Here is a 20,171-nt window from a genome sequence, read left to right as displayed (position 1 = left end):
AGACAACAACGCCACAGCTTGAAGTATGACGAATATTAGGCGTCGACGAGCACCATTTTTAGTAGGAACATCGCCGCGACTAAAATCACACACAGGCCTAGGTCACGCCATCGACCAGTACCAATTTTCATTGCACAGTAAGCAATAAAGCCCAACGCAATACCTTCAGTAATCGAGAAACTAAATGGCATCATCACTGCAGTAATAAATGCGGGTACAGACTCAGTTAAGTCATCCCATTTCACGCGAGTTAGGCTTGATGTCATCAACACGCCCACGTAAATCAAGGCTCCCGCAGTTGCATAAGCTGGAACCATACCGGCAAGAGGTGAGATAAACATGGTCAATAGGAATAAAACACCAACGACGATCGCGGTTAAACCTGTACGCCCACCAACAGAAACACCAGAAGAACTTTCAATATAGGCGGTGACAGAAGATGTCCCCATCGCTGAACCTGCAACAGAGCTCAAGCTGTCCACATATAACGCTTGCTTCATCCGTGGGAAAGTTCCGCGTTCATTTGTGATACCCGCTTTGTCAGTCACACCTATCATGGTGCCTGATGAGTCAAACAGGTTTACTAACATAAAGGCAAAAATTACACCGGATAACGCTAAGTCTAAAGAGCCAGCGAAATCAACCTGCCCGACGACACTCGTGATACTTGGCGGCATTGAGAATATCCCAGAATATTTCACATCCCCCAGAGCTAGGCCAATCAAGGTGGTCACTGCAATAGAAACTAATACCGCGGCATGAATATTACGAGCCGCTAAGATTGCAATAATAAAGAACCCGAGGGCTCCCAGCCAAACATTATGGTGAGTCAAATTACCGATAGAGACTAACGTGTCTGGGTTAGCGACAATAATACCGGAGTTTTTCAGCCCCATCATCGCAATAAATAGGCCGATACCACTGGTGATCCCGACGCGAAGACTAAGCGGGATATTGGCGATAATCCAATAACGGATACGGAATAATGTCAGAATAAATAACCCGACTGCCCCCCAAAATACGGCCCCCATTGCAACTTGCCATGAATAGCCCATCGCGCCAACTACAACGAAAGCAAAAAAAGCATTCAGCCCCATAGCAGGTGCTACTGCAATCGGTAAATTTGCCAACAGCCCCATCAAAATACTACCAATAGCCGCAATCAAACAGGTGGTGACAAACACAGCTTTGATATCCATGCCTGCAACTGAGAGAATTTGAGGGTTAACAAAAACGATATATACCATCGTTAGGAAGGTGGTGAAGCCTGCAACAACTTCTGTCCGTGCTGTCGTGCCGTGCTCTTGCAATTTAAAAACACGCTGAAACAAGCCCTGCGGTTGTGCCGAGCTAGAAGATTGATTACTCATTAGATATTGCGCCCAAAAAAAGTTTTTTTCGCCCTATACTACAATTAAAAATCACAAAAGAAAACGATTGCGTAAACTATAAGGGGCAAAAATGTCCTAACTAACTGATACGCCAAGATGAAATAATAATAGAAACCAAAATAGTGGAGTGAAAAAGTGGTGAGTATTTCACCACCACTTTTGATTTAGGAAAGTGCTAACAATTTTTGTCGGCGCCAAAACAATAAACGATGTTTCGCAGCCAGTTTCTGGGGTTGATGTTGCGCACTCAGCTTTGTCGCCACCCTATTCGCAATAATTTCTACCGCAAAACACATAACAAAATAAATAAATGCTACGAATAAGAAAACTTCGAGAGGATAAACCATTTCACGGTTATTCACTTGGGTTGCTAAGAAAGAAAGCTCCGCAACACCAACAACATAAGCCAACGAGGTATCTTTAATTAATGCTACCCACTGGTTAATAAATGAAGGAACCATCATACGTAAGGCCTGTGGCAATACGACATTCCACAATACCTGCCAGCGGCTAAACCCCAAGGATAACCCTGCCTGCCACTGCCCTGCTCCTATCGCTAAAATGCCAGCTTTCACGGCATGAGCCAAATATGCAGAAGTAATTAATGCCAATGCACAGACGACTGTTGCAATACCCGGAATTTCCATACCCAATAAGATTGGCAACAGAAAATAGGTCCAAAAAATTAACATAATGACCGGAATTGCACGGAAAAAACCTAAAATCGCAGCAAATAGGTTAACCCAGAAGCCCCGCAGCATGGCTAAAGCTATTCCACCCAATGTTCCTAATACAATAGAAGCCGCACCGGCAAGTAAACTAATGACTAACGTCAGTGCAGCACCTTCAAGTGGCCCATCCGGAAAAGTACCAAACAATAAATATTGCCAATTCTGCTCAATAATCGAAAAATCCATCTTATACCCCCTGAGCCAAATTACGCTGTTGACGCCACTGGCCCCAACCTTCCATTACCGCAATAATGGCAATATACAAAACGGTTGCCACACCAAATGCAGCAAAGGTTTGCAGTGTCTGGCTATCAACCTGGCGGGAGACATAAGACAGTTCTGCGACGCCTATCGCCATCGTTAATGATGAATTTTTTACCACATTCATATATTGGCCCAGTAGTGGAGGCATCGCGATTTTAACGGCTTGCGGTAATACCACCAGTTTCATGGCCTGCCATGAGGTTAGCCCTAAAGCAAACGCAGCATATTTCTGTCCCTGACGAACGCCACGGATCCCAGCACGAATTTCTTCAGCGATAAACGGCACGGTATAAAGGGTCAAACCGATAAAACCGGCTAAAAATTCAAATGACGGCCAACCCACTGTGATTCCAAGTAAATGGACTTCATGGGGAGTATTGAGCCATTCCATTGCAGCAGAGGGTAAAATTTCACCAGAAGCGAAATACCAAAAGAATAACTGCACCAACAAAGGCGTATTTCTGAAAATAGAGATGTAGATACTCACAGCCCAACGCACAAGAGTAATTTGGCTATCCTTTGCTGATGCAACTATAAAACCCAATACAGTGGCTGCAACAATGGTACAAATCGAGATCCAAATAGTGATCAAAAAGCCGTAGCCAAACCATTCTAAATACTGCGGTGCCAAGAAATGGGCAGACCAAAAATCACCATTTAAAAATTTTTCAAACATTGTTCACGACCTATTGCCTTCACAGCTTGTGATTAAAAACTCATCCTTTATAACCAAGAACCCCACACAGAGTGCGGGGCTTCAAATCACTGAGTACTTACCGTTACCCATTAAGACTGTGGCTGTTGCTCACTCAGTGGTGCGAATTTAAAGTCTCCGCGTGGCTGTGCAGCTTTGGTATCTGGCCCAAACCAGCGGTTATAGATCACCTCGGCTTTACCTTCTTTCTCCAGTTTCAACAGTGTTTCGTTGACGTTTTCAACCAAACGCGTTTCACCTTTGCTTGCTGCCAATGCTTGGTATTCTTTCGTCAGGCTAAATGGGGAAATCTCAAAATCTGCTTTCACTTTTTCAGGTAAATTACCTAATAAGCCCACCAGTTTTGCATCATCTTGTGTGATAGCTTGGACGTTACCATTACGCAGTGCAGCGAAAGCTTGTGGGGTATCGTCATAAGAAATCACTTTAGTCTCAGGGAACCGCTCACGCAGAGTCACTTCCTGCACAGTACCTTTGTCTGCGCCAATACGCAGTGGTTTGATGTCGTCAGGTGTTTTTAATACGCCTTTACGGGCAATAAATTTTTGGCCTGTCGCAAAATCAGGAATTGAGAAATCAACTTGTTTTGCGCGTTCATCTGTAATGGTGAAGTTAGCACCAATCAAGTCAACTTTACCTGAAGTTAGAAGTGGAATGCGATTTGCTGGATTAGTTGGACGAAGCTCAAGTTTTACCCCTAGGCCATCTGCAATTTCTTGCGCAATATCAACATCATAACCCGCTAATTTTTTAGTTTGTGGGTCAATAAAACCAAATGGTGGGTTACTATCAAATACTGAAATGCGGATCACACCCGCTTGTTTGATATCATCTAATTTATCTGCGCTAGCGACATTCGCTGTCAGCGCTAAACCTGTAAGTAAAACAGTCGTTAGAATACGAGCTTTCATTGAACACCCCTGACGGTAAATTTTTGTAAATCGACCATCACAAGCTATCAACTATTACTTAGCACTTGAAATAATATTAAATAATATATTTATAACAAAATAGAATATAAAACCACACAAAAAAGGGGCAAGCTTTGTACAAAGGCCCCAACATGGTTAAACCATCAATAGACTCTTATTGAGCAAGAAGAAAGTCGGTATAAAAATCTTAAGCTAAATTTTTAGATGCTTTGTACCTGAAAATCGCCAATAGTCATTAAAGAAATAACTGTTCAAACGTATCAATGCTCTAAATAGTTCGTATTGTGGCTAGGCACCAAGCTAGGATATTTCGGGGAGCATACATCAGTATGTGACCCGAGTAGCCGAGCGAAGCCAACACCGCCACAGCACGAAATATGACCAGCGTTTATGCTCTAAATAGTTCGTATTGTGGCTAGGCGGCAAGCAAGGATATCTCGGGGAGCATACACCAGTATGTGACCCGAGTAGCCGAGCGAAGCCAACACCGCCACAGTACGAAATATGACGAGCATTTATTTGTTCGTTAGCATCTTTTCAAGACTATCCCCACCCACATGACGGAAATCCTGCCCCTTCACATAGTAGAAAATAAACTCACAGATATTTTGGCAGCGGTCACCGATGCGCTCAATTGAACGTGCGCAGAACAATGCCGTTAATACACTTGGGATCGTCCGAGGGTCTTCCATCATATAGGTCATCAATTGGCGTACGATGCCCTCATACTCTTGGTCAACTTTCTCATCTTCACGGTAAATACGAATGGCTTCTTCGAGATCCATTCGTGCGAATGCATCTAATACGTCATGTAGCATTTGCACTGTATGGCGACCTAATGATTCTAAGCTCACTAACAGGGGCTGATGTTGATGAGAGAATTTTTCCAATGCAGTTTGGCAAATTTTGTCTGCAACATCGCCGATTCTTTCCAGCTCAGCAATGGTTTTTGAAATTGCCATAATCAGGCGCAAATCACTCGCCGTTGGTTGGCGTTTCGCGATGATCTTAACGCATTCTTCATCAATGGCCACTTCCATCATATTGACTTTATGGTCATTTTCGATAACTTCACGCGCTAAGGCTTCATCCTGATTATGCATGGCCGTAATGGCTTTGGTAAGCTGTTCTTCGACCAGCCCCCCCATCGTCATCAATTCAGTATGGATATGTTCCAGTTCAGCATTGAACTGCCCCGATATATGTTTGTTGTGATTCAGCGTATCCATCGTCGGCTCCATATCAACCGTAGCGGCCAGTAATATAATCTTCAGTTTGCTTCATTTCTGGGGTAGTAAACATTTTGTCAGTATGATTAAACTCAACTAACTCCCCTAAATACATGAAAGCCGTATAGTCAGAACAGCGTGCTGCTTGTTGCATATTGTGGGTAACAATTACCACGGTGTATTCTGACTTTAATTCACTAATCAGTTCTTCAATTCGACCGGTTGAAATTGGGTCAAGAGCAGAACAGGGCTCATCCAACAATAAAACTTCTGGACGAATAGCAATACCACGAGCAATACAGAGACGCTGTTGCTGCCCACCCGACAAGCTATAACCACTTTGGTGTAGCTTATCTTTGGTTTCATTCCATAATGCAGCCTTTGTTAACGCCCACTGCACACGTTCATCCATTTCTACACGAGATAATTTTTCAAATAAACGCACACCAAATGCAATATTATCGTAGATTGACATCGGGAATGGTGTTGGTTTTTGGAAAACCATTCCGACTTTCGCACGCAATAACGCGATATCTTGTTTATCTGTCAGGATATTTTGACCATCCAGTAAAATTTCACCTTCTGCGCGCTGCTCGCCATACAATTCATACATTTTATTGAAGGTACGTAATAACGTCGATTTACCACAGCCTGATGGGCCGATAAACGCAGTGACTTTATTTTTTTCAATGTCTAAAGAGATATTTTTCAGTGCGTGAAACTTGCCATAATAGAAGTTGAGGTCACGTACTTTAATTTTACTATTTGCAATATCGTTTGCATTAATCATGGTTTGCTTTTCTCTCTAAATCTTTATTTATCTGGCGCTTAGTGTTTTTTCTGTGCGAACACAACACGTGCAATGATGTTAATGAGCAGGACACATAGGGTAATTAAAAGAACCCCAGCCCATGCAAGCTCTTGCCATTCGGAGAATGGGCTCATTGCAAATTTGAAGATTGTCACTGGTAAGTTAGCAATTGGTTCGCTCATATCTGTACTCCAGAACTGATTTGACAGAGAAGTAAACAGAAGCGGTGCGGTTTCCCCAGCAATACGCGCAATTGCAAGCAAGATCCCAGTGATAATCCCTGACACAGATGCTTTTAGCGTAATAGATAAAATCATTTTCCATTTTGGTGTGCCAAGTGCATAAGCGGCTTCACGCAAGCTATCCGGAACTAATTTCAACATGTTTTCAGTGGTTCGGATAACAATTGGAATTTGCAGCAATGCAAGCGCCACAACCCCAGCCCAACCCGAGAAGTGCTGCATTTGAGCAACCACAATGGTGTACACAAACAACCCTACAACGATAGACGGAGCTGATAATAAAATGTCATTAATAAAGCGGGTGACTGAAGCTAGCCATGACTTACGGCCATATTCTGCTAAATAAATTCCCGCTAAAATCCCTAAAGGCGTACCAATAACTGTCGCCCATAAGATTAATAAACCACTACCTACGATGGCATTTGCCAGCCCGCCACCTTCAGTATTCGGTGGTGGAGTCATTTCAGTAAACAGATTGAGGGACATGCCATCAATCCCTTTAGTGACTGTAGAAAACAAAATCCACACTAACCAGAACAAGCCGAAAGCCATGGTTAACATTGAGACAAATAGAGCCATTCTGTTAACTTGACGACGCCACGCTTGACGGCGTGCTCGTTCTTTTTCATTCACTGCGATAGGTTGAGATATCGACATATTAACGGCCCTCATTCTTCGCAAGACGCATGACCATCAACTTGGAAATCGCTAACACAATAAAAGTGATAACAAACAGGATAAGTCCAAGTTCCATCAAGGCCGAGGTATGTAAACCGCTCTCTGCTTCCGCAAACTCATTTGCCAGTGCCGAGGTGATACTGTTACCTGGCATAAACAGTGATGCGCTATCAAGTTGGTAAGTATTACCAATCACGAACGTCACCGCCATGGTTTCACCCAATGCACGGCCAAGGCCTAACATCACTCCACCGATTACCCCATTGCGGGTATACGGCAGCACGATATTCCAAATCACTTCCCATGTCGTACAACCAATGCCGTAAGCTGACTCTTTCATCATCACAGGCGTTTGTTCAAATACATCGCGCATCACTGACGCAATGTAGGGAATAATCATAATCGCGAGGATTATCCCCGCTGCTAAAATACCGATCCCGAATGCAGGCCCTGAAAATAATTCACCGACAATCGGCACACTCGACATCACATTACCAACTGGCTCTTGGAAATATTCTGCAAACAGAGGAGCAAAGACAAATAACCCCCACATCCCATAAACGATACTTGGGATAGCAGCAAGAAGTTCAATCGCGATACCAAGAGGACGTTTTAACCAATTGGGTGCCAGTTCTGTTAGGAACAGTGCTATACCAAAACTAACGGGAACGGCGATAATCAGAGCAATTAACGATGTAACGATAGTGCCGTAAATAGGCACAAGAGCACCGAATTCTTCAGCCGGTGCATCCCATTCTTTGGTCCACAAAAACGAAAACCCAAACTTTTGCATACTTGGCCAAGATGCAAAAATAAGGGAAATAATAATACCTCCGAGCATTAACAAAGTGATGAGCGCGGCAATCTTTACCAGTGCACTAAAAATCACATCACCTGATTTGCTGGGAGCTCTAAATGCCGTTGTTTTCTCGGCCATGCGCTTTGTTCTCATTTCATTCCTGCTCTTTTCTACAGGATTGCGTTACAACGATGAGCGGGTAAGCCCTGTTCCTCAGCACTTACCCGCCATTTCCAACCCTAAGTGCACTTAGAAAACCTAAGTTCACCTAGAATAATGCTTTACCTTGGCTATCTTTAACTTCTGTTTTCCATGCTGCACGTACTGCGGTCACGACTTCTTGAGGTAAAATTGCGTAATCTAATGCCTCAGCTTGTTTACCACCTTTATCATAAGCCCAGTTGAAGAAGTCAAGAACCGCTTTGCCTTTTTCCGCATTCGCTTGCTGCTTGTGAACTAAGATAAATGTGGTTGAAGTAATCGGCCATGCATTCGCGCCATCACGGTTTGTTAAATCTTGTGCAAAAGATTTAGACCAGTCAACTTTCTTCGCTGCGGCACTGAAACTTTCACCCGTTGGTGAAACCGCCTCGCCATCAGCAGAGATTAATTTAGTATACGCAAGGTTGTTCTGTTTTGCGTATGCATATTCAACATAACCGATAGAACCTGGTAGACGCTGTACGAAAGCTGCAACGCCATCATTACCTTTACCACCTACGCTATTTTTCGGCCAGTTAACGGTAGAACCCGCGCCAACGTCTGATTTCCAGCTTGCACTGACTTTAGCAAGGTAGCTGGTGAATACGAACGTGGTACCAGAACCGTCAGAACGTCTAACAACTGCGATAGCTTGGTCTGGCAAACTAACATTTGGGTTCAATTTAGCGATTGCTGGGTCATTCCATTTGGTAATTTTACCTAAATAGATGTCGCCTAATGTGTTGCCATCTAAAGTCAGTTGCCCTGACTCAATTCCTTTTACATTAACAGCCAGTACCACACCACCGATAACAGTTGGGAACTGGAACAAGCCATCTTCTTTTAATTTTTCATCAGTTAATGGGGCATCAGATGCACCGAAATCAACTGTTTTTGCATTGATTTGTTTGACACCACCAGAAGAACCAATCCCCTGATAGTTTACTTTATTACCTGTTTCTTTCTGATAAGAGTCTGCCCACTTCGCATAAACAGGAGCAGGAAAGGTCGCGCCAGCTCCGGTCAGGCTGGTAGCAGCAAAAGAAGACATTGCAGTCAGAGATAAAGTTGCTGCCATTACGCTTGCTAAGGTGGTACGCGTCATTTTCATAATCCCTCCGGGGATGTATAGAAACAATCAAGTATGAAATTGTTGGGTGTATGTCACGGTAGGAAAAATAGGACAATTTAGTTACGACAACATGTCGTTTTTATGACAGTTTTATGACAATTGCTGATTTTTTCACTAGCGAGGAAACAAAAACGAAGATGAATTAGATTTTATATTATAAAATTCAAATAGTTAAAAAACTATTATTTCAAAGCTGACGTCAAAAAGAAAAATGACAGACTGTCATAAAAGCGAAAAATATTTTTATCCTGCAACCATAAAATAATACTCAAAACAATTTGTGTTGCAGCTAGGCGGCAAGTGAGGATATCTCGGGGAGCATACACAAGTATGTGACCCGAGTAGCCGAACGCAGCCAACAACGCTGCGGTGCAAAGTGTGAAGAGTATTTAGCTCGGGGAGCATACACAAGTATATGACCTGAGTAGCCGAACGCAGCCAACAACGCTGCGGCACAAAGTGTGAAGAGTATTTAGTCTTCTTTCTCTTTAAGAGGCAGCAAAGCCCTAATCGCAAACCCACCACGCTCACTCTTATGGATCTCAATGCTCCCTTCATGAGCATCGACAATTCGGCGAATAATCGCTAGCCCTAGCCCTGTGCCTTTGTTGCTACGAGCTTTTTCACCCTGTACAAATGGCTGGAACAGGCGATGAATATCTTCTTCTTTGATACCTGCACCGTCATCTTCGACTTGGAACCAAACGGAGTCTTCCGTTTTTCCACTACTGACTTTGATCCAGCCATTACCATAGCGATAAGCGTTAACAATCATATTGGTAATCGCGCGTTTAATTGCTAATGGGTTACCATTAACAATCATTGAGCCAGGCTCAAGTGCGGTTTCAATTTCACCGATGACATTACTTTCTGAGTTCACCGCTTCCATTAAAATAGCGTTAAGGTCACAGAATTCCATATCCATTTCTTGACCTGTTTTCAGATAAGACATGAATTGGCCGATGATCGCATCACATTCTTCAATATCTTTATTAATAGATTCAGCCAGATAGCTATCTTCTGGGCTCATCATTTCTGTCGCTAAACGAATACGGGTTAAGGGAGTTCTTAGGTCATGACTTACCCCTGCCATTAAGACAGTTCGGTCATTTTCTAAGGTTTTAATCCCTGCAGCCATGTGGTTAAAAGAACGAATAGCAGCTCTAACCTCAGTGGCGCCTTTTTCCTGCATTGGGGGTAAAATTACCCCTTTGCCGACTTCACCTGCGTGGTATTCCAATTCAAGCAACGGCTTGTTCTGGTAGCGTATATACAACCATACCCCTGCAAAAATGGTGAGAAAAATTGTTAATGTATAGCGAAAAACAAGGGAGAACTGGTTTTGGCCGATTTCAGTCAGTGGAACTCGCACCCAAATATCAGGTGCGAGATAAGACGTTAGCCATAGAATGGGGTATTCTCGGCCTAATTCAAGGTGAACACTCGCCTTACCACCAATATATTCCGACATATGTTCACTTAGAAAATCATACTCTTTTGCCCAATTCAGTCCTTCTTCCATCGCCGCTGAATGTGCATAAAAGGTAATTCCTAATTCATTGTAGATTTTCTTACGCAACGCGGGAGATACCCGCACTGAGGTTCCATCTTGTAGAACCATTTTCTCTGTCATTAATGTTCTTACTTCGTATGCCAGTACCTTGTTGAATTGCTGTAAGCTAGGCATTACAACAAAATTCAACACGACCATATAACTGGTTACGAGACTCGCAAACAGTAAGGCTACAAATAAAAATAACGAGCGAGAAAATGTACTACGCCTTGAGAACCTCAGTCGCTTCATGCTTTACTTCCATCAGGAACAAACACATAGCCCAAGCCCCAAACCGTCTGGATATAACGAGGGTGTGCTGGGTCTTCTTCAACCATGCGGCGTAAACGTGAAATTTGAACATCGATTGAACGTTCCATCGCACTGTATTCACGACCTCGCGCTAAGCTCATTAACTTGTCACGAGATAACGGTTCCCTTGGGTAAGAAACCAACACTTTTAACACCGCGAATTCACCGCTGGTTAATGGCATATTCTCATCACCTTGGAACATTTCTCGTGTCCCAAGATTTAATTTAAATTTACCAAAAGTAATTATCGCATCATCTTGAGATGGCGCACCCGGTAATTCATTAGCTTGGCGACGTAAAACCGCACGAATACGAGCTAGCAATTCCCGTGGATTAAAAGGTTTTGGAATATAGTCGTCCGCACCGATTTCTAAGCCAACGATGCGATCAACTTCTTCGCCTTTCGCTGTTACCATAATAATAGGAATTGGGTTATTTTGACTACGTAAGCGACGGCAAATTGATAAGCCATCTTCACCCGGTAGCATTAGATCTAAGACGATCAGATGAATAGATTCTCTTGTCAGGATTCTGTCCATCTGTTCTGCGTTCGCGGCACTCCTTACCTGAAAACCCTGCTCAGTGAGGTAACGTTCCAGCAGTGCACGTAAACGCATATCATCATCGACGACAAGAACCTTATAACTTTCCTGCATTTTGTAGCCCTCAAGATGTGCATCTTTCAAATTATTTTTTTAATGAATGTAAGTAAAACAATATTAATGCTCACTAATTTACCACTAACGTAGGATTTAATGAATCATTTTACACTTCAGGTGGTTAGTGGCTGGTAGCTTATTTCTAACACAAAATAAGTCACCTGCCCTCCTGGCGTATTTACTGTTATTTCATCATCAACCTGTTTACCTATCAAGGCTCGTGCTACGGGAGAATCAATTGAAATCCATTGTTTTGTAGGGTTGAATTCATCAGCACCGACGATACGGAATATTCTGATATTTTCATTTTCATCTTCTAGTTTAACCCATGCTCCAAAAAACACACGGCCTTCTTGGCGAGGATCAGGCTCGATAATCCTTAATTGATCCAATCTTTTGGATAAGAAACGGATGCGTCTATCAATTTCGCGCAACCTTTTTTTGCCGTAAATATATTCTGCATTTTCTGAGCGATCCCCTTGAGCTGCGGCCTCTGAAACAGATTGAGTAACCCGAGGACGTTCTTCCTTCCACAGGTATTTCAGCTCTTTATCTAATGCATCCCAACCTTCACGTGTAATTAAAAGACTTTTAGTCATAACCTTTGAATATTAATCAGTGAAACCATAATTATAGTATTTTATAGAACATAATCTGAGACTTTCCTACCAATAGGCTCAAATTCAGTCTGGAAATTCTCGTTACCACCAAGTATAACAGTGCAGTAAATTTTTTAACTGTTCTTTCAGTAGGTATTTAAACTCGACATGAATGAAACTCTAAGCCAAATTATTGCAGCGGAACTGCAAGCCCAGCCGAAACAAGTTTTTTCTGCCATCACACTATTAGATGAAGGGAATACTGTCCCGTTTATTGCACGTTACCGTAAAGAGGTTACCGGTGGGTTGGACGATACTCAGCTTCGCCAGCTAGAAAGCCGTTTAGGGTACTTGCGCGAATTAAATGACCGTAAACAAACCATTCTCAAATCGATAGAAGAGCAAGGTAAATTGACTCCAGAGCTTGCCTCCGCTATCGACACTACGCTTAATAAAACCGAACTTGAAGACCTGTATCTTCCTTATAAACCGAAACGTCGCACCCGTGGGCAAATTGCTATCGAAGCAGGGCTTGAGCCTTTAGCGGACACCTTATGGAATGACCCTAGCCAATCACCTGACGAACTTGCAAAAACGTATATCGATGCAGATAAAGGTGTTGCTGATGTCAAAGCCGCCTTAGATGGTGCTCGTTATATCCTTATGGAGCGTTTCGCCGAAGATGCGGCACTTTTAGCGAAAGTTCGTGACTATATTTGGAAAAATGCCCACCTTGTTTCTGTTGTTGCAGAAGGTAAGCAAGAAGAAGGGGTAAAATTTAGTGACTATTTTGAACATCACGAGCCTGTTGCTCAAGTCCCTTCTCACCGAGCGCTTGCGATGTTCCGTGGTCGTAACGAAGGAATTTTACAACTTTCATTAAACTGTGATCCGCAGTTCGATGAACCGCCAAAAGAAAGTTACTGCGAAGAAATTATCACCCGCCATTTAGATATTCGTTTAAATAATGCTCCGGCTGACCAATGGCGTAAAGCCGTGATCAGCTGGACATGGCGTGTCAAAGTATTACTGCACTTAGAAACAGAGGTCATGAGCTCACTGCGCGAAAAAGCTGAAGAGGAAGCTATTAACGTGTTTGCTCGTAACCTTAGTGACTTACTGATGGCGGCGCCAGCGGGAATGCGTGCCACCATGGGCTTAGATCCAGGTTTACGTACTGGGGTAAAAGTCGCAGTTGTGGATGCGACAGGTAAATTAATTGCGACGGATACGATTTATCCGCACACCGGACAAGCTGCAAAAGCGGCAACCATCGTTGCGGCACTTTGCCAAAAACATAACGTCGAATTAGTGGCGATTGGTAACGGCACCGCTTCTCGTGAAACGGAACGTTTCTTTGCTGAAGTACAAAAACAGTACCCTGAAGTCACTGCACAGAAAGTCATTGTCAGCGAAGCTGGCGCTTCTGTTTATTCCGCTTCTGAACTTGCGGCTTTGGAGTTTCCTAGCTTAGATGTGTCTTTACGTGGTGCCGTATCTATTGCTCGTCGCCTACAAGACCCGCTTGCTGAATTAGTGAAAATTGACCCTAAATCCATTGGGGTTGGCCAATATCAGCATGATGTTAGCCAAACTCAGTTAGCGCGTAAACTCGATGCGGTCGTCGAGGACTGTGTAAACTCCGTTGGTGTTGATTTGAATACCGCTTCTGTTGCCTTACTGACTCGCGTTGCCGGTTTAAGCAAAATGATTGCGCAAAACGTGGTGGACTGGCGCGACCAGAATGGCCAGTTTAGTGATAGAAAACAGTTACTCAAAGTTGCACGCCTTGGGCCAAAAGCCTTTGAACAATGTGCGGGCTTCTTACGTATCACCAATGGTGAAAACCCGTTAGATGCTTCTACTGTTCACCCTGAAGCTTACCCGATTGTTGAAAAAATTCTTGAGTCTGTCCGCCAGCCGCTCAAAGAAATTATGGGTAACTCACAGGTGCTTAATGCCTTGAGCCCACGTGACTTTACTACTGAGCAATTCGGGGTTCCAACTGTCACTGATATCATTAAAGAACTGGAAAAACCGGGTCGCGACCCACGTCCTGAGTTTAAAACTGCCACCTTCGCAGAAGGTGTAGAAACGATGAATGACCTGACTTCTGGCATGATATTAGAAGGCGCAGTCACTAATGTGACCAACTTCGGTGCTTTTGTGGATATTGGTGTTCACCAAGACGGTTTAGTTCATATTTCTTCACTTTCAAATAGTTATGTCGAAGACCCACACAAGGTGGTAAAAGCGGGCGACATTGTTAAAGTAAAAGTGTTAGATGTTGATATTGCACGTAAACGTATCGCTTTAACGATGCGTTTAGATGAGCAAGCGGGGGATTCTAATAGTTCTCCTCGCCGTGCCGCCCCTGAACAGGAAAAAAATACGCGTAAAACACTTCAATCAAGAGGAAGTTCACGCCAAAACAACGCATCTTCGGGTAATAGTGCCATGAGTGATGCCCTTGCTGCTGCATTTGGCAAGAAACGTTAACTCTGTTAATAGGCATCGCAATGTACCTGTTGTGGTGCCTATTTCAATAAATAATGCTGTAATTAATTACCCCAGCCAATATATTAGGCATAATTAAACCCTCTCCCCCGTTTATCCCACCATTATTTTTGCTAACGAAACACCGCAAACTCAATGCTTCGTTGATCCATATCAAGTCAAATTGACGAAAAAAGAGGCTAAATATAATAAAAGGTGGATGATTATGATTCTCATTGTTAATTAGATTTATTGTTGTTTGGTGGTCTCGTTACCTGAGCAATTGTAATCATTAACAATTGTCATCGATATCATTATGAATTAAATGATTAGGAAGACACTATGGCAATACTTCCTCAATGCAGTTACAAAATACTTGGTTTCTCCCCAGAAATCAGTCCTGCATACCGACAAAAACTGCTCTCGCTCGGTTTACTTCCGGGTTCTGTCTTTAAAGTGGTGCGTTTAGCGCCTTTTGGCGATCCTGTACAAATAGAAACTCATCGTGTCAGCTTAGTGCTACGCAAAAAGGATCTCGCCCTACTCAACCTAGATGAAGCGACCACCGCTTAAGTATTTCTTTTTTATTATTGGCAAACACTATGAAACGTTTAACCATCGGCTTAATTGGTAACCCCAATGCAGGCAAAACGACCTTATTCAACCAGCTCACAGGGTCAAGACAGCGTGTCGGTAACTGGGCTGGGGTCACTGTTGAACGAAAAGTCGGTCGCTTCCATACAGATGACCATAAAATCGAGCTCGTTGACCTACCTGGCACCTATTCTCTGACCACGATTTCCGAACAAACCTCTCTCGACGAACAAATCGCCTGCTACTTTATTTTAAGTGGTGAGGCAGACATGCTCATTAATGTTGTCGATGCGTCTAATTTAGAACGGAACCTTTATCTGACATTACAATTAGTCGAGTTAGGCGTTCCATGTATTGTCGCCTTGAACATGTTGGATATCGCTCAAAGCCAACATATTGATATTAATATCGCTGAATTAGAAAAACAGCTCGGCTGCCCTGTGATCCCAATGGTTTCAACTCGAGCAACTGGTATCGATAAACTGAAAAAAGCCATTGATACACATCCACAAAATAGCCAGCAAGCCCTTGTGGAATATCCAGCTGAGTTATTGCAAGCTGTAGATTCATTATCTGAACAAATTTCAGCACAACAATTTAGCCACCAGCAACGCCGCTGGCTAGCATTGCAGATCCTCGAAGGGGATATTTATAGCCGCCAACGCGCGGAAATATCTGAAGGGCAATTGCTGGCGATACGCCAAACACTGAAAGAAAGCTTAAACGAAGAACCTGAATTACTCATTGCCGACGCACGTTATCAATCTATTGCCACAATTTGCAATGCTGCGATTAACAATAGTGCCGCTGAACCAAATCGACTAACACAATCACTGGATAAATTTATTCTGAGCCGTTGGCTCGGCGTACCAATTTTCTTGTTTGTGATGTATTTGATGTTCGTCTTAGCCATCAACATTGGCGGCGCCTTACAACCCTTCTTTGAAGGCGCATCAGAAGCGATATTTATCCATGGAATTCAATGGTTAGGAGATTATTTCAGCTTCCCTGATTGGCTAACTATTTTCCTTGCTCAAGGTGTTGGTGGCGGTATTAACACGGTTTTACCGTTAGTGCCACAAATCGGGATGATGTACCTGTTCCTTTCAATACTGGAAGACTCGGGCTATATGGCGCGAGCGGCTTTCGTAATGGACCGCCTCATGCAAGCACTAGGTTTACCGGGTAAATCCTTCGTACCTTTGATTGTCGGTTTTGGTTGTAACGTACCATCCATTATGGGTGCCCGCACGTTAGACGCACCCCGTGAAAGACTAATTACTGTATTAATGGCTCCGTTTATGTCTTGTGGGGCAAGACTGGCCATTTTCGCCGTTTTTGCTGCCGCTTTCTTTGGCAAAAATGGGGCAAGTGTGGTCTTTTCTCTCTATATTTTAGGGATTGTTGTCGCTATCTTAACTGGGTTACTACTAAAACATACCCTCATGCGTGGCGAAGCCTCTCCATTTATCATGGAACTTCCGGTTTACCATGTGCCACACATCAAAACACTACTGATTCAAACATGGCAACGCCTCAAAGGCTTCGTGGTACGTGCAGGTAAAGTCATTATCGTTGCCAGTATCTTTATTGGTGCATTAAATAGCTTTTCTTTCTCTGGTAAGCCTGTTGATAATATTAATGACTCCGCACTGGCTTCTGTCAGTAAAGTCATAACCCCTGCTTTACAACCTATTGGCGTGCATGCTGATAACTGGCAAGCGACCGTTGGGTTGATTACCGGGGCAATGGCCAAAGAGGTGGTAGTGGGAACACTAAACACCCTGTATACCGCTGAAGCCATTACATCTGAGCCGTTTGATGCAGAATCTTTCAATTTATGGGAAGAACTGGGAGATGCGGTTTCTGAAACTTGGGATAGCTTAAAAGAAACCTTTACCTTAAGCGCGCTATCAAACCCTATCGAAGCTAGTAAAGGCGATGGAGAGATGGAATCCGGCTCAATGGGAACCATGGCTGCAAAATTTGGTTCAGGAATTGCAGCTTACAGCTACCTCATCTTCGTCTTGCTGTATGTGCCTTGCGTCTCGGTGATGGGGGCTATCGCACGTGAAACCAATAAAAGCTGGATGAGTTTCTCCATTCTGTGGGGTTTAAATGTGGCTTATAGTCTTGCAGCTCTATTTTACCAAACAGCGACTTTCAGCGAACACCCACAAAGTAGCTTGATTACCATTACTGCGGTTATCCTGTTCAACCTTGCCTTGTTTATATTCTTACGTCGCATGCGTAGCCGCGTAACCTTGAATATCAAGAGCAAAACCGCAGAGCAATGCTCTGGCTGTTCAAGAGATGCTTGCCACTAAGGAATGAAACGATGACCAGCTTGCTACAAATAAGAGATTTAATCGCCTTATATGGGCAAGCTGACATCGCACTACTTAGTGAGCAGCTAAATACGCCAATCCCATTAATTAAAGCAATGGTTGAGAAGCTAGTCAGTTTAGAAAAAATTGAACAAGTCGATATCAGTGCTTGTTTAACAGGCAGTAGCTGTAAAGGTTGCCCTGAAAGCACTGATTGCGCTCATTTTGTGTATAAAATCAAATAATAGAGACACCACAAAAAATCAGCCCCAAATTAGGCTGATTTTTTTTATTTATTCCTCGGTACGACTTTGAAAATCCAACAAGTATTCGCAAAACTCATCAGGATGAGAAATAAATGGCGCGTGAGCGCTATTGCGCATAATCACGGATGGCGAATTCGGATACAGCTCATCTAAAATAGGCACTATTTTGCGCGGTACCAAGCCATCGAGATAACCATAAATGCGCAAGAAAGGAATAGGTAACTGTTTTAATTCATCCCGCAAATCTTCGGTACGTAATGATTCAAGCCCTGCATTTAGTGTTTCAACAGTTGGAATAGGCTGCTCAAGTACCACAGATTTCAAAGTTTTTGCATCATTTCTTGCACTTTCAGTGCCTAAAGTTTGCAATGCTAAAAAACGCTCGACGGTGCGATGAAAATCAGCCGAAAGTTGCTGCTCGAAACCTAATAAAACCTCTGGACGGATCCCTGCCCAACCGTTTTCTTCTGCTTTAAAACATGGGGAAGAAGCAACGGTAATTAACCCTTTGACTTCATAAGGATGGTCAAGCGCAATACGGCTTGCAACTAGCCCACCAAGTGACCAACCGAGCCAAATCGCGTTTTTAGGAGCTTGTTCCCACAAAATATTCGCCATCGATTGAATATTCATGGGGGAGAACCCTTGGCTACGTCCGTACCCCGGCAAGTCAACCAAATGAACCCGAAAGTGCGAAGCGATTCGCGGAATAATTGTTTGCCAGACTTGTGCATTCAATCCCCATCCGTGCAGCAACACAAGATCTTGTTTACCTTCACCAACGGTCTGCCAATATAACTTTGCCATCGTTACACTCTCTTCATTCATTTATTCGTCAACTCGTTTAACAGGACTCTACTATGCTAACAATGGAGGGGGGCTGCTGGCTATGCCATCAATCACTAAAATTACCTCATCAAGGTGTTTGTAGTTTTTGTCTTGAAGGATTGCCTAAAATGCCAACCTGCTGTTTGCGCTGTGCTTTACCCTGTGAACAGCCTACCATGGAGTGTGGACGCTGCCTAAAAACCCCTCCTGCATGGCAGAGAATTATCACTGTAACCCCATACCAAGCCGCTTTACGCATGTTAATCCATCGGTTTAAATTTCAAAAACAACCTCAACTTGCTTTTACTCTAGCACGAATTTTTGCGTTATTTTGGCTCACGGGCTACCGCCAACAAAAATGGCACAAACCGGACTTAATTGTCACAATTCCATTGCATCACCGCCGTCTGTGGTGGAGAGGATTTGACCACATGGCATTAATAGGCGAAAATTTATCCAGATGGTTAAATATCCCCTATTCGCAAAATTCATTATCGCGTAGTCGTGCTACACTGGCACAGACAACACTAAAACGTGAGTATCGCCAAAACAACCTAAAAGGAGCATTTACCTTAAACGACTCGGTTTCAAACCTACATGTTGCTGTTATTGATGATGTTATTACAACAGGTTCCACGATGAATGCCGCAGCACAATTGTTGATTTGTGCGGGAGCACGTACTGTTGATGCATGGTCACTGTGTCGCACCTTGTAGGAAAGGGGTAAATGGGCGTATTATAACCAACTAAAGCAGTCAACTATTATTGAGCAAATGATTATGATTAATATTACTGAAGCAGCACAGGCTCATTTTGCCAAGTTGTTGGAAAATCAAGAGCCAGGAACTCAAATCCGTGTTTTTGTTATCAACCCAGGCACACCAACCGCAGAATGCGGTGTGTCATACTGCCCTCCGGGTGCCGTTGAAGCAACAGATAAAGAACTAAAGTTCGAGAAATTATCTGCTTATGTTGATGAAATTAGCGCTCCATTCTTGGATGATGCCGAGATTGACTTCGTTACCGACCAACTAGGCTCACAACTGACGTTAAAAGCGCCAAACGCCAAAATGCGTAAAGTTTCTGATGACGCACCATTAATTGAGCGTGTTGAGTATGTTTTACAGTCACAAATTAACCCACAACTTGCCAGCCACGGTGGCCGTGTTTCCCTGATGGAAATCACCGATGAAGGCTTTGCAATTCTGCAATTTGGTGGCGGCTGTAACGGTTGTTCAATGGTCGATGTCACACTTAAAGAAGGTATCGAAAAAGAACTTCTCAAAATGTTTGAAGGTGAGCTAAAAGGCGTTAAAGACCTGACTGAACACCAACGTGGCGAGCACTCTTTCTACTAATCAATACCACGAATATTTGGCACTCTGTTTTTACGAGTGCCTATTATTTAACCTT

19 protein-coding genes are annotated in these 20,171 nt (G+C 43.3%); 6 read left to right on the top strand and 13 right to left on the bottom strand.

Translation table 11 applies throughout. The features are described 5' to 3' along the window. Nucleotides 1-35: 35 nt before the first annotated feature. From SJ312_RS12345 to greB, 12 genes are all read right to left on the bottom strand, one after another. The gene (locus SJ312_RS12345; RefSeq protein WP_110592685.1) at nt 36-1,370 is read right to left on the bottom strand and encodes an NCS2 family permease; all 1,335 of its coding nucleotides are present in this window, start codon (nt 1,368-1,370) and stop codon (nt 36-38) included. Between the two features lie 185 nt (nt 1,371-1,555). Continuing rightward, nucleotides 1,556-2,308: an amino acid ABC transporter permease gene (locus SJ312_RS12340; protein ID WP_004262820.1), complete on the bottom strand. Its 753-nt coding sequence runs from the start codon at nt 2,306-2,308 to the stop codon at nt 1,556-1,558. 1 nt (nt 2,309) lies between these two features. Beyond that, the gene (locus SJ312_RS12335) at nt 2,310-3,062 is read right to left on the bottom strand and encodes an amino acid ABC transporter permease (protein ID WP_004262824.1); all 753 of its coding nucleotides are present in this window, start codon (nt 3,060-3,062) and stop codon (nt 2,310-2,312) included. A 110-nt stretch (nt 3,063-3,172) separates the two neighbouring features. Beyond that, the gene (locus SJ312_RS12330) at nt 3,173-4,012 is read right to left on the bottom strand and encodes an ABC transporter substrate-binding protein (protein WP_004262826.1); all 840 of its coding nucleotides are present in this window, start codon (nt 4,010-4,012) and stop codon (nt 3,173-3,175) included. A gap of 536 nt (nt 4,013-4,548) precedes the next feature. Beyond that, nucleotides 4,549-5,262, bottom strand: coding sequence for a phosphate signaling complex protein PhoU (gene phoU / locus SJ312_RS12325; protein WP_036958602.1), 714 nt, complete (start codon nt 5,260-5,262; stop codon nt 4,549-4,551). 13 nt (nt 5,263-5,275) lie between these two features. Continuing rightward, nucleotides 5,276-6,052, bottom strand: a complete 777-nt coding sequence (gene pstB, locus SJ312_RS12320; protein ID WP_004262838.1) for a phosphate ABC transporter ATP-binding protein PstB — start codon at nt 6,050-6,052, stop codon at nt 5,276-5,278. Between the two features lie 38 nt (nt 6,053-6,090). Further along, nucleotides 6,091-6,972, bottom strand: coding sequence for a phosphate ABC transporter permease PstA (pstA, locus tag SJ312_RS12315; RefSeq protein WP_036958603.1), 882 nt, complete (start codon nt 6,970-6,972; stop codon nt 6,091-6,093). A gap of 1 nt (nt 6,973) precedes the next feature. Next, the gene (pstC, locus tag SJ312_RS12310) at nt 6,974-7,930 is read right to left on the bottom strand and encodes a phosphate ABC transporter permease PstC (protein ID WP_004262847.1); all 957 of its coding nucleotides are present in this window, start codon (nt 7,928-7,930) and stop codon (nt 6,974-6,976) included. A 130-nt stretch (nt 7,931-8,060) separates the two neighbouring features. Then, complete coding sequence (gene pstS, locus SJ312_RS12305) at nt 8,061-9,104, bottom strand: phosphate ABC transporter substrate-binding protein PstS (RefSeq protein WP_004262850.1); 1,044 nt, start codon at nt 9,102-9,104, stop codon at nt 8,061-8,063. Between the two features lie 493 nt (nt 9,105-9,597). Next, nucleotides 9,598-10,929: a two-component system sensor histidine kinase EnvZ gene (gene envZ / locus SJ312_RS12300; protein WP_036958604.1), complete on the bottom strand. Its 1,332-nt coding sequence runs from the start codon at nt 10,927-10,929 to the stop codon at nt 9,598-9,600. Beyond that, nucleotides 10,926-11,645 carry a two-component system response regulator OmpR gene (gene ompR, locus SJ312_RS12295; protein ID WP_004266122.1) on the bottom strand — a complete coding sequence of 240 codons (720 nt, stop codon included), beginning with the start codon at nt 11,643-11,645 and terminating at the stop codon, nt 10,926-10,928. The genes envZ and ompR overlap by 4 nt, the downstream gene beginning before the upstream one ends. 116 nt (nt 11,646-11,761) lie before the next feature. Beyond that, nucleotides 11,762-12,247, bottom strand: a complete 486-nt coding sequence (greB, locus tag SJ312_RS12290; RefSeq protein WP_004262861.1) for a transcription elongation factor GreB — start codon at nt 12,245-12,247, stop codon at nt 11,762-11,764. A 168-nt stretch (nt 12,248-12,415) separates the two neighbouring features. Between greB and SJ312_RS12285 the strand changes: the two genes are divergently transcribed. The 4 genes from SJ312_RS12285 to SJ312_RS12270 all read left to right on the top strand — a co-directional run bounded on the left by SJ312_RS12285 (nt 12,416) and on the right by SJ312_RS12270 (nt 17,909). Next, nucleotides 12,416-14,746 carry a Tex family protein gene (locus SJ312_RS12285; RefSeq protein WP_110592687.1) on the top strand — a complete coding sequence of 777 codons (2,331 nt, stop codon included), beginning with the start codon at nt 12,416-12,418 and terminating at the stop codon, nt 14,744-14,746. A gap of 339 nt (nt 14,747-15,085) precedes the next feature. Beyond that, the gene (gene feoA, locus SJ312_RS12280) at nt 15,086-15,316 is read left to right on the top strand and encodes a ferrous iron transporter A (RefSeq protein WP_004262866.1); all 231 of its coding nucleotides are present in this window, start codon (nt 15,086-15,088) and stop codon (nt 15,314-15,316) included. 29 nt (nt 15,317-15,345) lie between these two features. After that, a complete protein-coding gene (feoB, locus tag SJ312_RS12275) occupies nt 15,346-17,664 on the top strand; it encodes a Fe(2+) transporter permease subunit FeoB (RefSeq protein ID WP_153673259.1) in 2,319 nt (772 codons plus the stop codon). An 11-nt stretch (nt 17,665-17,675) separates the two neighbouring features. Continuing rightward, complete coding sequence (locus tag SJ312_RS12270) at nt 17,676-17,909, top strand: FeoC-like transcriptional regulator (protein WP_004262872.1); 234 nt, start codon at nt 17,676-17,678, stop codon at nt 17,907-17,909. Between the two features lie 48 nt (nt 17,910-17,957). On the opposite strand, the gene bioH is transcribed toward SJ312_RS12270, so the two are convergent. Further along, nucleotides 17,958-18,737: a pimeloyl-ACP methyl ester esterase BioH gene (gene bioH / locus SJ312_RS12265; RefSeq protein ID WP_036958605.1), complete on the bottom strand. Its 780-nt coding sequence runs from the start codon at nt 18,735-18,737 to the stop codon at nt 17,958-17,960. Nucleotides 18,738-18,790: 53 nt separating this feature from the next. Between bioH and SJ312_RS12260 the strand changes: the two genes are divergently transcribed. Together SJ312_RS12260 and nfuA are read left to right on the top strand one after the other, a co-directional pair. After that, nucleotides 18,791-19,474 carry a DNA utilization protein GntX gene (locus tag SJ312_RS12260; protein ID WP_272670302.1) on the top strand — a complete coding sequence of 228 codons (684 nt, stop codon included), beginning with the start codon at nt 18,791-18,793 and terminating at the stop codon, nt 19,472-19,474. A 63-nt stretch (nt 19,475-19,537) separates the two neighbouring features. Further along, the gene (gene nfuA / locus SJ312_RS12255; RefSeq protein WP_004266130.1) at nt 19,538-20,116 is read left to right on the top strand and encodes a Fe-S biogenesis protein NfuA; all 579 of its coding nucleotides are present in this window, start codon (nt 19,538-19,540) and stop codon (nt 20,114-20,116) included. Nucleotides 20,117-20,171: the final 55 nt, after the last annotated feature.

The organism is Providencia sp. CIM-Carb-044, assembly GCF_033901115.1.
In the GTDB taxonomy this organism is placed as follows: domain Bacteria; phylum Pseudomonadota; class Gammaproteobacteria; order Enterobacterales; family Enterobacteriaceae; genus Providencia; species Providencia hangzhouensis.
Note: the sequence above shows the minus strand (reverse complement) of the source record. Positions and strands in the feature narration are given on the sequence as shown.

Bases quoted from the DNA above. Each gene is read 5' to 3' on its own strand.
- SJ312_RS12345 (WP_110592685.1), bottom strand. From the start codon at position 1,370: ATGAGTAATCAATCTTCTAGCTCGGCACAACCGCAGGGCTTGTTTCAG.
- SJ312_RS12340 (WP_004262820.1), bottom strand. From the start codon at position 2,308: ATGGATTTTTCGATTATTGAGCAGAATTGGCAATATTTATTGTTTGGT.
- SJ312_RS12335 (WP_004262824.1), bottom strand. From the start codon at position 3,062: ATGTTTGAAAAATTTTTAAATGGTGATTTTTGGTCTGCCCATTTCTTG.
- SJ312_RS12330 (WP_004262826.1), bottom strand. From the start codon at position 4,012: ATGAAAGCTCGTATTCTAACGACTGTTTTACTTACAGGTTTAGCGCTG.
- phoU (WP_036958602.1), bottom strand. From the start codon at position 5,262: ATGGATACGCTGAATCACAACAAACATATATCGGGGCAGTTCAATGCT.
- pstB (WP_004262838.1), bottom strand. From the start codon at position 6,052: ATGATTAATGCAAACGATATTGCAAATAGTAAAATTAAAGTACGTGAC.
- pstA (WP_036958603.1), bottom strand. From the start codon at position 6,972: ATGTCGATATCTCAACCTATCGCAGTGAATGAAAAAGAACGAGCACGC.
- pstC (WP_004262847.1), bottom strand. From the start codon at position 7,930: ATGGCCGAGAAAACAACGGCATTTAGAGCTCCCAGCAAATCAGGTGAT.
- pstS (WP_004262850.1), bottom strand. From the start codon at position 9,104: ATGAAAATGACGCGTACCACCTTAGCAAGCGTAATGGCAGCAACTTTA.
- envZ (WP_036958604.1), bottom strand. From the start codon at position 10,929: ATGAAGCGACTGAGGTTCTCAAGGCGTAGTACATTTTCTCGCTCGTTA.
- ompR (WP_004266122.1), bottom strand. From the start codon at position 11,645: ATGCAGGAAAGTTATAAGGTTCTTGTCGTCGATGATGATATGCGTTTA.
- greB (WP_004262861.1), bottom strand. From the start codon at position 12,247: ATGACTAAAAGTCTTTTAATTACACGTGAAGGTTGGGATGCATTAGAT.
- SJ312_RS12285 (WP_110592687.1), top strand. From the start codon at position 12,416: ATGAATGAAACTCTAAGCCAAATTATTGCAGCGGAACTGCAAGCCCAG.
- feoA (WP_004262866.1), top strand. From the start codon at position 15,086: ATGGCAATACTTCCTCAATGCAGTTACAAAATACTTGGTTTCTCCCCA.
- feoB (WP_153673259.1), top strand. From the start codon at position 15,346: ATGAAACGTTTAACCATCGGCTTAATTGGTAACCCCAATGCAGGCAAA.
- SJ312_RS12270 (WP_004262872.1), top strand. From the start codon at position 17,676: ATGACCAGCTTGCTACAAATAAGAGATTTAATCGCCTTATATGGGCAA.
- bioH (WP_036958605.1), bottom strand. From the start codon at position 18,737: ATGGCAAAGTTATATTGGCAGACCGTTGGTGAAGGTAAACAAGATCTT.
- SJ312_RS12260 (WP_272670302.1), top strand. From the start codon at position 18,791: ATGCTAACAATGGAGGGGGGCTGCTGGCTATGCCATCAATCACTAAAA.
- nfuA (WP_004266130.1), top strand. From the start codon at position 19,538: ATGATTAATATTACTGAAGCAGCACAGGCTCATTTTGCCAAGTTGTTG.